Source organism: Pseudomonas sp. 05N434 (genome assembly GCF_056396965.1).
In genome coordinates, this window is record NZ_JBFTMK010000143.1 from 1 (window position 1) to 12,367 (window position 12,367).

The 12,367-nt window shown below is 60.6% G+C and carries 12 protein-coding genes and 1 pseudogene; 3 read left to right on the forward strand and 10 right to left on the reverse strand.

Going from position 1 to position 12,367, the window contains the following annotated elements:
• The coding region (locus AC1DLB_RS11660) for an MFS transporter (RefSeq protein WP_477785029.1) at positions 1-1,215 on the forward strand (1,215 nt) is incomplete at its 5' end.
• Positions 1,216-1,270: 55 nt separating this feature from the next.
• Here the strand turns inward: AC1DLB_RS11660 and AC1DLB_RS11665 are convergent.
• From AC1DLB_RS11665 to AC1DLB_RS11685, 5 genes are all read right to left on the reverse strand, one after another.
• The gene (locus AC1DLB_RS11665) at positions 1,271-2,224 is read right to left on the reverse strand and encodes an adenosine deaminase (protein WP_477744162.1); all 954 of its coding nucleotides are present in this window, start codon (positions 2,222-2,224) and stop codon (positions 1,271-1,273) included.
• An 81-nt stretch (positions 2,225-2,305) separates the two neighbouring features.
• Positions 2,306-3,271: an isopenicillin N synthase family dioxygenase gene (locus AC1DLB_RS11670; RefSeq protein WP_305411026.1), complete on the reverse strand. Its 966-nt coding sequence runs from the start codon at positions 3,269-3,271 to the stop codon at positions 2,306-2,308.
• A 79-nt stretch (positions 3,272-3,350) separates the two neighbouring features.
• Positions 3,351-4,433, reverse strand: coding sequence for a BMP family ABC transporter substrate-binding protein (locus AC1DLB_RS11675; RefSeq protein WP_018928375.1), 1,083 nt, complete (start codon positions 4,431-4,433; stop codon positions 3,351-3,353).
• A gap of 277 nt (positions 4,434-4,710) precedes the next feature.
• Entirely contained in the window at positions 4,711-6,069 is a 1,359-nt protein-coding gene (locus AC1DLB_RS11680; RefSeq protein WP_477785030.1) for an 8-oxoguanine deaminase, read from the reverse strand.
• Between the two features lie 190 nt (positions 6,070-6,259).
• The gene (locus AC1DLB_RS11685) at positions 6,260-6,946 is read right to left on the reverse strand and encodes an SDR family oxidoreductase (protein ID WP_477744160.1); all 687 of its coding nucleotides are present in this window, start codon (positions 6,944-6,946) and stop codon (positions 6,260-6,262) included.
• Between the two features lie 92 nt (positions 6,947-7,038).
• Here AC1DLB_RS11685 and AC1DLB_RS11690 point away from each other — a divergent pair, with 92 nt between their 5' ends.
• Entirely contained in the window at positions 7,039-7,452 is a 414-nt protein-coding gene (locus tag AC1DLB_RS11690; RefSeq protein WP_477744159.1) for a hypothetical protein, read from the forward strand.
• Here AC1DLB_RS11690 and AC1DLB_RS11695 read toward each other — a convergent pair.
• From AC1DLB_RS11695 to AC1DLB_RS11705, 3 genes and pseudogenes are all read right to left on the reverse strand, one after another.
• Complete coding sequence (locus AC1DLB_RS11695) at positions 7,449-8,375, reverse strand: ABC transporter permease (protein ID WP_477785031.1); 927 nt, start codon at positions 8,373-8,375, stop codon at positions 7,449-7,451. The genes AC1DLB_RS11690 and AC1DLB_RS11695 overlap by 4 nt on opposite strands.
• Positions 8,375-9,481: an ABC transporter permease gene (locus tag AC1DLB_RS11700; protein WP_477744157.1), complete on the reverse strand. Its 1,107-nt coding sequence runs from the start codon at positions 9,479-9,481 to the stop codon at positions 8,375-8,377. The genes AC1DLB_RS11695 and AC1DLB_RS11700 overlap by 1 nt, the downstream gene beginning before the upstream one ends.
• A gap of 35 nt (positions 9,482-9,516) precedes the next feature.
• Positions 9,517-10,656, reverse strand: a pseudogene (locus AC1DLB_RS11705) (ABC transporter ATP-binding protein); the annotation flags it as partial.
• A 30-nt stretch (positions 10,657-10,686) separates the two neighbouring features.
• Here AC1DLB_RS11705 and AC1DLB_RS11710 point away from each other — a divergent pair.
• The gene (locus tag AC1DLB_RS11710) at positions 10,687-10,863 is read left to right on the forward strand and encodes a hypothetical protein (RefSeq protein WP_258613062.1); all 177 of its coding nucleotides are present in this window, start codon (positions 10,687-10,689) and stop codon (positions 10,861-10,863) included.
• Between the two features lie 370 nt (positions 10,864-11,233).
• On the opposite strand, the gene AC1DLB_RS11715 is transcribed toward AC1DLB_RS11710, so the two are convergent.
• Positions 11,234-11,815 (reverse strand): IMPACT family protein, encoded by a 582-nt coding sequence (locus AC1DLB_RS11715; protein WP_477744155.1) that lies wholly within the window; start codon positions 11,813-11,815, stop codon positions 11,234-11,236.
• A gap of 7 nt (positions 11,816-11,822) precedes the next feature.
• Positions 11,823-12,367 (reverse strand): TetR/AcrR family transcriptional regulator (locus AC1DLB_RS11720; protein ID WP_477785032.1); only part of this gene is annotated, 545 nt, incomplete at its 5' end.

Consider the following 12,367-nt stretch of genomic DNA (forward strand, 5'->3'; position numbering starts at 1 on the left):
ACGGCGCAGGCCGGGTTGCTGGCCAGTTCGAGTTTCTTCGGCATGGTGGTGGGTGCCTCGCTGTCCGGCATGCTGGCCGACCGCTTCGGGCGCAAACCGGTGTTCCAGTGGAGCATTGTGTTGTGGGGCATCGCCAGCTACCTGTGTTCCACGGCGCAGAACGTCGAAATGCTGACGTTGTTCCGAATCCTCTTGGGGATCGGCATGGGCATGGAGTTTCCAATTGCGCAGTCGATGCTGTCGGAGCTGATTCCGGCCAAGCGTCGTGGGCGTTACATCGCATTGATGGACGGCTTTTGGCCGCTCGGTTTCGTCGCGGCCGGGGTGCTGTCGTACTTCCTGTTGCCGGTGATTGGCTGGCGCGACATCTTTCTGGTGTTGGCGGTGCCGGCGGTGTTCGTCCTGGCGATTCGTTTTTTCATTCCTGAGTCACCGCGATGGCTGGAACAGGCCGGGCATCATGATGCAGCGGACACGGTTTTACACCGCATTGAAGAACGGGTTCGGGCTTCATTGGGCCGTTCGGATCTGCCTGAGCCGATTCGCCTGCCACGGGTGGCGAGTCAACCGGGCAACTTCTTCTCCGCGCTGCGGGAAATCTGGTCGGTGCAATATCGCCGGCGCACGATGATGATCTGGAGCGTGTGGTTCTTCGCCTTGCTGGGTTTCTATGGCCTGACGTCCTGGCTCAGTGCGCTGCTGCAACAGTCGGGTTTCGCCGTGACCCAGTCGGTGTATTACACGGTGCTGATTTCCCTCGGCGGGATTCCCGGGTTCCTCATGGCCGCCTGGCTGGTGGAGCGTTGGGGGCGCAAACCGGTGTGCGTCGTGACCTTGCTCGGCGGCGGGGTGATGGCGTTTCTTTATGGTCAGAGCGCGGTGTTCGGCGGCAACGTCAGCCTGTTGATCACATCGGGGCTGCTGATGCAGTTCTTCCTGTTCGGCATGTGGGCGGTGCTCTACACCTACACCCCGGAGTTGTACCCGACGTCGGCACGGGCCACGGGCTCGGGGTTCGCTTCGGCCATCGGCCGCGTGGGTTCGCTGCTCGGGCCAATGGTGACCGGGCTGGTGTTCCCGATGACGGGGCAGGGCGGGGTGTTTGCGTTGGGGGCGATGTGCTTTGCGATTGCGGCGGCAGTGGTGTGGATCTTCGGGATGGAAACCCGGGGCAAGACATTGGAAGAATTGAGCGAGCCGGTGATCATCAGTTAATCACCGAACCTGTAGGAGCGGGCTGGCCCGCTCCTACAGGTTTATCGGGTGACCTTTAAGGTTTCATCAACCGCGCATCCAGGCTGTTCTGCGCCAGACGCTTGGCCTGATCCTGGGTCATGCCCAGATCGGTGTACAGCGCGTGGAAGTTCTCGGTGACATAGCCACCGAAGTACGCCGGATCATCGGAGTTCACCGTGACCTTCACGCCGCGTTCGAGCATGTCGAGGATGTTGTGCTGGGACATGTGATCAAACACGCAGAGCTTGGTGTTCGACAACGGGCACACCGTCAGCGGGATCTGCTCATCGATGATCCGCTGCATCAAGCGCTCGTCTTCGATGGCGCGCACGCCGTGGTCGATGCGCTGGATTTTCAGCAGGTCGAGGGCTTCCCAGATGTACTCGGGCGGGCCTTCTTCACCGGCGTGGGCCACGGTCAGGAAGCCTTCGTGGCGGGCACGGTCAAATACGCGCTGGAACTTGCTCGGCGGGTGGCCCATTTCAGAGCTGTCCAGGCCCACGGCCACGAATGCATCACGGAACGGCAGCGCCTGGTCGAGGGTTTTCTGCGCTTCGTCTTCGCTCAAGTGGCGCAGGAAGCTGAGGATCAAACCGCTGGTGATCCCCAGTTGCTGCTCGCCATCTTTCAATGCGGCGGCGATGCCGTTGAGCACCACTTCGAACGGGATGCCACGGTCGGTGTGGGTTTGCGGGTCGAAGAACGGTTCGGTGTGAATCACGTTCTGTTCCTTGCAGCGCAACAGGTAGGCCCAGGTCAGGTCGTAGAAATCCTGGGAGGTGCGCAGCACATCGGCGCCCTGGTAATACAGGTCGAGAAACTCTTGCAGGTTGTTGAAGGCGTAGGCCTTGCGCAGGGTGTCGACGTCGTTCCACGGCAGGGCGATCTTGTTGCGTTCGGCCAGGGCGAACAGCAGCTCAGGCTCCAGCGAACCTTCCAGGTGCAAGTGCAATTCTGCCTTGGGCAGAGCGTTCAGCCAGTCGTACATTTTTGAAATCTCATCAAGTGCAATGGGGGCATTCTACAGATGCCCGCCGAAACAATGAGTAAAACCTGACCAGCCGGTTCATTACACGGCTTCCTGTTCCCGTCGATAAGCGTAGGTGTCGGCAAAGCGCGAGAGCAAGAATTCGGCGCAAGTGGTGGCCGGATACTTCGCCGGATGCTGTTCGTCCTGGCAACCGGGCAGGCATTCGATGGGGGTGTCGGGGTGTGGCTCGGCAAAGAACGGCATCGAGTACCGATCCACTCCCAGCGGGCTGATCACCCGATGTGGCGTCGACAGGTAACGGTCGTTGCTCCAGCGCGCCATCATGTCGCCGAGGTTGACCACGAACGTGCCTTCGATCGGCGGTGCATCGATCCATTCGCCTTTTACGTTGCGCACTTGCAAACCGCCAGCGGCGTCCTGGTAGAGCAGGGTGATGCAGCCGTAATCGGTGTGGGCGCCGGCGCCTTGCTGATCGCAGGAGCTGGCCGTGTGACGTGGCGGGTAATGAATCATCCGCAGCACGCTGACCGGCTCTTTGAAACGGCTATCGAAGAAGTCACGCTCGATGCCCAATGCCAGGGTCATGGCCCGCAGCAGGGTTTGCGCGAGTGCTTGCATGTCGACGTAGTGTTGCTCCATCAGCGCTTCCCAACCGGGCATCGACGGATGACGGTTGGGGCCGCGCAGGGGTTTGTCCACCAGCACCTCGGGATGATCGGCGGGCAGGTGCAGGCCCATGTCGAAGGTTTCTTTCAGGTCGCTGGGTTTGCTCGGGTCGAGTTGTTCGGTGGCGATGGCGCCATAGCCGCGGTGGTGGCGGGTCCGGGTGATGTCGATCTTGAGTTTTTCGGCGGCGGGCAGGGCGAAGAAGCGTTGGGCATGGTCGAGCACGGCCTCGATGCGCGACGGGGAGATCGGGTGGCCCTTGATATAGAAAAAGCCCCATTCGCGGCAGGCGCGGTCCATGTCTGTGGCGACCGATTGCCAGGCTTGAGCGTCATCGCTGTAGAGCGGGGCGATGTCGATGATCGGGAGTCGGTTCATGCGAAGTCCTGCATCCAGCAGATGAGCTGTTATGTGGGAGCGAGCCCGCTCCCACAGGGTTTTGTGTTCCTGACCGGAATTACTTCGGCATCTCGGCCTTCATGCCTTCCACGTAGTAGTTCATCGACGCCAGTTGCGCATTGGTCGCGCTCACGCCCGCCGGGATTTTCTCCACGCCGGCCTGATCCTTGATCGGCCCGGTGAACGGATGCAACGCGCCGCTCTTGATGTCGGCAATGATCTGCTCGGCTTCGGTTTTCACTGCGGCCGGCACCAGGTCGCTGATTGGCAGCTCAACCGTGCCTTCCTGCAAACCGCCCCAGTAATCCTGGGATTTCCATGCATGGTCGAGCACACTTTGGGTCGCCTGAATGTAGTGCGGGCCCCAGTCGTTGACGATAGACGTCAACACCGCTTTCGGCCCGAAGTGCGCCATGTCCGATGCATAACCGACTGCATACACGCCACGCCGTTCTGCCGCCTGGATCGGCGCCGGGCTGTCGGTGTGCTGGAACACCACGTCCACGCCCTGATCGATCAGCGCATTGGCGGCGTCGGCTTCCTTGCCCGGATCGAACCAGGAATTGACCCACACCACTTTGATCTCGGTGCCCGGGTTGTACTTGTTCAGGGCCAGCTGGATGGCGTTGATGTCGCGGATCACTTCTGGAATCGGGAAGGAAGCGACGTAGCCGATTTTCTTGGTCTTGGTCATCTTCGCCGCAAGGAAACCGCCGACGTAGCGGCCCTCGTAAGTGCGTGCCAGGTAAGTGCCGAGGTTCTTGTCCTGCTTGTAGCCTGTGGCGTGTTCGAAGGTCACCTTGGGAAATTGCTTGGCAACTTTCAGGGTCGGGTTCATATAGCCGAAAGACGTGGTGAAGATCAGGTCGTACTGGTCCTTGGCCATGTTGCGGATCACCCGCTCGGCATCGGCGCCTTCGGCGACGTTCTCCACGTAGTTGGTGGTGATCTGGTCACCGAACTTCTCCGCCAGCGCCTTGCGCCCCTGTTCATGCTGATACGTCCAGCCGTGATCACCGATCGGGCCGATATAGACGAAGCCGACTTTCAGCGGGGCGGCAGCACTGGCGGTCAGGCTGGCGCTCAGACCGATGGCTGCGGCGACAGCGCAAAGCAGCTGCTTCAACGGACGTTTGTGCATGAACTGGAACTCCATTTTGTTGTGAGGTGTACCGGGTCAATGCAAATTGCTGACCAACAGGACAACAAAATCCGGGGCCGCATAACGGCATTCGCGGGCAAGCCTCGCTCCTACAGGTTTTGCGTTGCACCCAATCCCGCGATAGGCACAATTCCTGTAGGAGCGAGGCTTGCCCGCGAAGGGGCCCTAACGACCACCACAGAACCATCCCGGTGCACCCTCGCGAATTCACGCCATCCGCTGGTGCGAGTGTCTCCCGCAATAGGTCTGCGTCGACTTAGACGCCGGCGATCAACTGCCGAGCCGCCTGGCTGTGATCGGCAATCAACCCTTTCAGATCCAGCCCCTCGACTTGCCCCTCGATCACCCGCCACTTGCCGCCGATCATCACCCGGTCTGCCCGGTCCGCGCCGCACAGCAGCAGCGCCGACACCGGATCATGGCTGCCGGAGAAGCGCAGTTCATCCAGTTTGAACAGCGCCAGATCCGCTTGCTTGCCCACCGCCAGTTCGCCGATGTCGCTGCGCCCGAGCAACTGCGCCGAGCCCTTGGTGGCCCAGCCCAGTACGCGTTCCGGGGTGATCTTCTCTGCGCCATAACGCAGACGCTGGATGTACAGCGCCTGTCGGGTTTCGAGCATCATGTTCGAGGCGTCGTTGGACGCCGAACCGTCCACGCCCAGGCCCAGCAACGCGCCAGCGTCGGTCAACTCGATGGTTGGGCAAATCCCTGAAGCCAGGCGCATGTTCGAACTCGGGCAATGGCAAATACCGGTGCCGGCCGCGCCGAGGCGGGCGATTTCGTCGGGGTTGAAATGAATGCCGTGGGCCAGCCAGGTGCGTGGGCCGAGCCAGYCGACGCTGTCCAGATAATCCACGGTACGCAGGCCGAAGCGTTGCAGACAGAAGTCTTCTTCATCGAGGGTTTCGGCCAGGTGAGTGTGCAGGCGCACGTCGAGGGTGTTTGCCAGTTCGGCGCTGGCAGACATGATTTGCGGGGTTACTGAAAATGGCGAGCAGGGCGCCAAAGCGATCTGGATTTGCGCGCCGTCACCCCGTTCGTGGTACTCGGCAATCAAGCGTTGGCTGTCGGCGAGAATCACTTCGCCTTCCTGGACAGTTTGCTGCGGCGGCAGCCCCCCGTCTTTTTCACCAAGGCTCATTGAACCGCGAGTGAGCATGGCGCGCATGCCCAGTTCGCGGACACTCTCGACCTGCACGTCGATCGCATTTTCCAGGCCTTCAGGAAACAGGTAATGGTGATCGGCCGCGGTGGTGCAGCCAGACAGCAGCAACTCGGCCAAGGCGACTTTGGTGGCGAGGGCGAGTTTTTCCGGCGTGAGCCGGGCCCAGACCGGATAGAGGGTTTTCAACCACGGGAACAATGGCTGATTGACCACCGGCGCCCAGGCGCGGGTCAGGGTTTGATAGAAGTGGTGATGGGTGTTGATCAGCCCCGGCAAGATCACATGTTCGCGGGCATCAAAGACTTGTCCACAGGGTGCTGACGGTTGCTGGCCGACGCCGAGCACTTCGACGATCAAACCGTCTTGCAGCACCAGACCGCCACGGGCATCGAGCGCGTTGGCCGTGAAAATGGCGAGGGGATTTTTTAACCAGGTACGGGTCGCAGGCATAGTGGCCGGCTCCTCTGAAAGTGGGGTTCAGGGTTGCCAGCTCAGTGTTGCCCTGTCTGCTGATCCAGGGTCGCCGCGGGGGGCGAGGTGCGGAGTTTCGAACAAAACCGTGTTGCGGGCAAGCCTCACGCGACCAGACGATGCAAAAGCCTGTGGGAGCCGGGCAAGCCAGTTCCCACAGGGGGGAGTGTTACCAGGGAATGGTTTCACCCCGGTAGTTCACAAAATGATGCCCGCCCTTGCCGGCATACGCATTCACCTGATCGATCAGCCCGCGGGTGCTGGTTTCCACATCGATGTCGGCACCTTCGCCACCCATGTCGGTCTTTACCCAGCCCGGGTGCAGCGACAGCATGGTGAGTTTCTGTTCGCCCAATTGCGTGACGAAGCTGTTGGTCATCGAGTTCAGCGCCGCTTTGCTGGCCTTGTACAGCGCCAGCTCCGGCGCGTCGGGCATGGTCACGCTGCCCAGCACCGAACTCATGAACGCCAGCACGCCGCTGCCTTCACGAATCTGCGCGACGAAGCGCTGGGCCAGGTTGATCGGCGCCACGGCGTTGGTGAAGAACAATTGACCGACCTCGGCCAGGGTCGCGCCACCCGGCGTCTGGACCTCTGGCCCCTTGACACCGGCATTCACGAACAACAGGTCGAAGACTTCGCCCTTGAGCTGTTGGCTGAGGGCGATGACCGCTTGCTGGTCGTCCATGTCGAGTTTTTCGATCCGTACCTTGCCTAACGCCTGCAAGACTTCGGCGCTCTGCGGGTTGCGCACGGTGGCGGTGACTTGCCAGCCGTCGGCCAGCAGGGTTTTCACCAGACCGAGGCCCAGACCCCGGGAGGCGCCGATGATGAGTGCGGTTTTTGCCGTGGACATGAATGGCTTCCTTGATGTCTCGAGAGGGCTTGACCCTGGAGCATACTCCAGGCTTTAGCCTTGTTGCTCCCTGAATGTATGGAGCAATGCCAATGTGGACTTCAACGCAATATCGTCAACTGGTGCGTGGCAGCGCGTGGTACGACCTGATCGTCACGGCGGCATTTGCCACGCCGTGGAGTTTTGCGGCGTTGCATGGCGTGCTGTTAAACCTGAGTCAGACTTTCAATCTGCCCGGCGAGCTACCGCCGTTCGAGCCGGTGCACATGTTGATGGCGAATCTGTTGGGCTCGATTGTGTGCGTATGGGCCGTGCTGCGGATTCGCGATCCGCAGCAGATGTTTGGGCGATATGACGCGGTGGGGAGGTTTCTGTTTTCGGCCTGGCAGGCTTATGCGCTGGCCCGTGGGGCGAGTTCGCTATTGGTGATTTTCCTGTTCTTTGAACTGATGTGGGGTGTGGCCCAAGCGTTGCCTGTTCGGACGCCTTCGCGGGCCACCATTTAATGCCCCGCCCGCCACGGCTGCCCCAACGACACCGGCGCATACAATCGTGTGCGCACGGCATCCCGGGACAGCAGCACCAACACCACAATGGTCGCGACATACGGCAGCATCGCCAGCAGACTCGACGCAATCGCCAGCCYCAACCCCTGCGCCACCAAATGCAGGATGCTGGCGAGACCGAACAGATACGCTCCAAGCAGCAACCGCCACACTCGCCAACTGGCAAACACCACCAGCGCCAGGGCAATCCAGCCGCGACCGGCGCTCATGTTCTCTGCCCACATCGGCGTATAGGCCAGGGACAAATATGCCCCCGCCAACCCCGCCATCGCCCCGCCAAACAGCACCGCCAGCGTACGCACGCGCAACACCGGCAAGCCCATTGCACTGGCGGCGTCCGGGCTTTCGCCGACCGCCTGAATAATCAACCCGACGCGACTTCTCACAATCACCCAGGCCACCAGCGCAAACAGGGCAAACGACAGATACACCAGCAGGTCCTGGGCAAACAGCATCCGCCCGATCAGCGGAATTTCACTCAGATAAGGAATCGCCAGCGGCTCGAAACCCGCCAACGGTTTGCCGACCCACGCAGCGCCAACGAAGGTCGACAGGCCCACGCCGAAGATCGTCAATGCCAACCCTGTCGCCACCTGGTTGGCGTTGAACACCAGCGCTACCAGGGCGAACAGTGACGACAACAGCATCCCGGCGAACATCGCCAGCAACACGCCGAGCCAGAGGTTGCCGCTGTTCAGGGCGACGATAAAACCGATCACCGCCCCAAACAGCATCATGCCTTCCTGCCCAAGATTGAGGACGCCGCTCTTCTCGCAGATCAACTCGCCCAACGCCACCAATAACAGCGGTGTGCCGCAGCGCACCATGGCATAGAGAATATTGCTCAGCAGATCGATATCCATCACAAGGCTCCTGCTTGTACGGCGGTGGTCGAGGTGCGCCGTACCCAGCGCAGGTTCAAACGTGGTCGGTAGAGAATCAGCACGTCACTGGCCAGCAGGAAAAACAGCATCATCCCCTGGAACAATTGAGTGATGGCTTGCGGCAGGTTCATGCTCATCTGCGCGCTTTCGCCACCGATGTACAGCAGCGCCATCAACAGGCTGGAAAACAGAATGCCGATGGGATTCAGCCGCCCGAGAAACGCCACGGTGATCGCCGCATAGCCATAACCCGGCGAAACCTGCGGCACCAGTTGGCCGATGGGCCCGGTGACTTCGCAAACCCCGGCCAGCCCCGCCAGGCCACCGCTGATCAACAGCGCCAGCCAGATCAGCCGCTTCTCGCGAAAGCCGACAAAACCCGCCGCGCGCTTGTCCAGCCCGAGCACTTTGATCTGGAAACCGACAAAGCTCTTCTGCAACAACACCCACACCGCAACCAGCGCGAGCAAGGCGAAATACACGCCCGCATGGACCCGACCGTCCTCCATCAACAACGGCAAACGACTGGCATCGCCAAACATCGCCGACTCCGGAAAGTTGAACCCGGCCGGGTCCTTCAGCGGCCCGTGGACGCAGAACAGCAGCAGGTTCAACGCGATGTAATTGAGCATGATGCTGGTGAGGATTTCATTGGCGTTGAAGCGTGTGCGCAACCATGCCGTCAGCCCGGCCCATGCGGCACCGGCCAGGGTGCCGGTGAGCAGGATCAACACCAGTGCCCAACGGCTTTGCAGGTCGATGATGTTCACCGCCAATGCACTGCCGGCCAAGGCGCCGAGCAGCAACTGACCTTCGGCGCCGATGTTCCAGATCCGTGCCTGATACGCCACTGCCAGGCCCAATGCACAGAGCAGAATCGGCAATGCTTTGACCAACAACTCAGAGACCCCGTACAGGTCGCTGATCGGTGCAATCAGCAAGGTGTGCAAGGTCAGCAACGGGTCGTGGCCCAGCGCGATAAACAATAATGAGCCACAGCCCAGGGTCAACACAGCCGCCAGCAACGGCGAGCACCACAACATCAGGCGCGATTGCTGGCCACGGGATTCGAGAGAAAGCAGCATGTGAAACTCCGTTAAAACGTTACGGGTGCAGGTGTCAATCCATTGCTGACCAGCCCTTGTTGAAATGCGGTGAGCAGGGCGTTATCCGCCAGGCTCAGTTCCGGTACCGCGCCATGGCCCAGACGCTCGGCGGGGACGAAGGCCAGGCCGAGTTTGCGTCGTGCATCCGGCCGCAGGTGCGCCACCGGTTGCCCGGCGAAACAGATCGTAGCGCCGTCATTCCTCGGTAGCTGTTCTTCACCGCTGAGCAAGGCCAGCAACTCATCCTGGCCATTGCCGGCCACCCCGGCGATACCGACGATTTCACCGCTGCGCACCTCGAGATCAATGTCCTTGAGCGAGCAGCCGAACGGGTCCGGGTTGTACCAGGACAATCCGGTCACGTTCAGAAACGCGTCAGCCCCCCTGACCTTCGGATAGTCAGTAATCAGCTCAGCGGCTTCACCGACCATCAACTGCGCCAGTTGCCGGTCCGAACACTCGGCCGGCACGCAATGCCCGGCCACTCGTCCGCCGCGCAACACCGTGGCGCTGTGGCACAGCGCGCGCACTTCGCCGAGCTTGTGGCTGATGAACAGAATGCTGCAGCCCTCGGCGGCCAGTCGGCGCAACGTGATGAACAATTCGTCGGCCTCTTGCGGGGTCAGTACCGACGTCGGTTCATCGAGAATCAGCAGGCGGATGTCCTGCATCAGGCAGCGAATGATTTCCACCCGCTGACGCTCGCCGATGGACAGGCTGTGGACCAGTCGCTCCGGTTCCAGCGCCATGCCATAGCGTTGGGACACCTCGCGGATTTTCGGTTCAAGCTGCTTCGGCGTACCGGCCGCAGCGCCCATCGCCAAGGCGATGTTCTGCGCCACGCTCAGGGTTTCGAACAGCGAGAAATGCTGGAACACCATGCCGATCCCGAGGCTGCGGGCCTGGGCCGGATTGCGCATGGTCACGCGCTGGCCCTGCCAGATCATCTCCCCTGAGTCGGCGTGTGTGACGCCGTAGATGATCTTCATCAGGGTACTTTTGCCCGCACCGTTTTCGCCGAGCAGGGCGTGGATTTCACCGGGCGCAATGCTCAAGTCGATGGCATCGTTGGCCAGGCAACCGGGGTAACGTTTGCTGATTCTGCGCAATTGCAGGCGGGGTGTTTGATCGGGGGGAGGCGCAGGGTTGGACATGACAGGCTCGGGTCGCAAAAGGATATGCCTGTGGATAAAGCAATTTCCTGGCCATTGAGTCAGGAAATCGGCAAAAGCCTGTTGGCACAGCCGTTGCGGACGCTGCCTCGACCTATTCCAACTCCTGGAGAGGCACCACTTGAGGGCAAGGTTTTGGATCAGGCTCCGGTTTTGCGCGCGATCAATTGGTCAAAAAACGAGCAATAAGCTGCAGGCATTGTCAGGCATGGGGCTGCGCCAGCCATGAACGGGTTATCCACAGCTTGTTCCACAGTATCTGTGCGCAAGCCGACCGTGTGGGCATAAGCACCGAGGGGCTTTCTTCTAATGGCGATAAACCACTCTAACTGATTGTTTTTACGTGGAATAAACGTCGCGGATGGCGAGTTGGACGAAAAATGAGCAAAGCCCGCAAAGCCGCATGACAGAAGGGTTACAGCAGAATGTGCTCAGGTTATCCACAGCCGGGTGCACAGCAGATGTGGGCAAGTGTCGAGAGCAAAGAAAATCGGGGTGCCCCAAAAGATCGCAGCGGCCACAGGCGCGTAGAGCTGCCGAAGGTTGCGATCTTTTGATCTTAACGCTGCAACAAAATACGCCCGCGACTTAAGTCCGCCAGCTGCGTTTGCAGCGTACTTATCTGCCCGTCGCCAATCGCCAATTGCAGTTCCACACCATTGGCCGTGAAGGTTTCCTCCACCACCAAACCACCCAGCTCCGCGACCCGAAGCTTCACCAACGCCAACTCGCCAAATGCACAGGCACAACTGACCGGCACCCGACTGATCAACTCGACTTTCGGTGCCCCTTGCAGGCATTTGTTGGCACTGCCGCCGTACGCTCGGGCGAGGCCGCCGGTGCCCAACTGGATGCCGCCATACCAGCGGATCACTACGACCGCGACCTGATCGCAATCCTGCGCTTCAATCGCCGCAAGGATCGGCCGGCCAGCGGTGCCACCGGGTTCGCCATCGTCAGTGCTGCGGTATTGATCGCCGAGCTTCCAGGCCCAGCAATTGTGCGAGGCGTTCAAATCACTGTGTTGCTCGATGAACGCCTGGGCATCGGCTGCGCTGGCGATCGGCGCGGCGAGGGCGATGAAGCGGCTCTTGCGAATCTCTTCGCGGTATTCGCAAAAATCGCTGAGGGTAAAAGGCATGGGTGTCTTAAATAGCCGGCGTCAGGCCGCAGCCTTTGAGAATGATGCGAATCAGGTTGCTGCCGGCGTCTTCCATGTCTTGCTTGGTCAACTTGGTGCGCCCGGTGACACGGCAGATCTGCGTGGCAAAGTCGGCGTAATGCTGGGTGCTGCCCCACAGCAGGAAAATCAGGTGCACCGGGTCGATCGGGTCCATTTTGCCGGCGTCGATCCACGCCTGGAATACCGCGGCCCGACCTTGAAACCAGGTGCGGTAGTCCTGGTTGAAATGCTCGGTCAGGCAATCACCGCCGCTGATGACCTCCATGGCGAAGACCCGCGAAGCTTGTGGCTGGCGCCGGGAGAATTCCATTTTGGCGCGAATGTATCGCGTCAATGCTTCTGCCGGATCGTCCTCGACGGTCAGGGTATTGAAGGTGCTGTCCCACAATTCAAGGATGTTACTCAGCACCGCCACGTACAAACCGAGTTTGTTGGTGAAGTAGTAATGCAGATTCGCTTTGGGCAACCCGGCTTTCTGCGCGATGGTGTTCATGCTGGTGCCTTTGAACC

Coding starts and splice junctions, on each gene's coding strand:
- AC1DLB_RS11685 (WP_477744160.1), bottom strand. CDS start 6,946: ATGTCCACGGCAAAAACCGCACTCATCATCGGCGCCTCCCGGGGTCTG.
- AC1DLB_RS11715 (WP_477744155.1), bottom strand. CDS start 11,815: ATGCCTTTTACCCTCAGCGATTTTTGCGAATACCGCGAAGAGATTCGC.
- AC1DLB_RS11665 (WP_477744162.1), bottom strand. CDS start 2,224: ATGTACGACTGGCTGAACGCTCTGCCCAAGGCAGAATTGCACTTGCAC.
- AC1DLB_RS11690 (WP_477744159.1), top strand. CDS start 7,039: ATGTGGACTTCAACGCAATATCGTCAACTGGTGCGTGGCAGCGCGTGG.
- AC1DLB_RS11675 (WP_018928375.1), bottom strand. CDS start 4,433: ATGCACAAACGTCCGTTGAAGCAGCTGCTTTGCGCTGTCGCCGCAGCC.
- AC1DLB_RS11670 (WP_305411026.1), bottom strand. CDS start 3,271: ATGAACCGACTCCCGATCATCGACATCGCCCCGCTCTACAGCGATGAC.
- AC1DLB_RS11700 (WP_477744157.1), bottom strand. CDS start 9,481: ATGCTGCTTTCTCTCGAATCCCGTGGCCAGCAATCGCGCCTGATGTTG.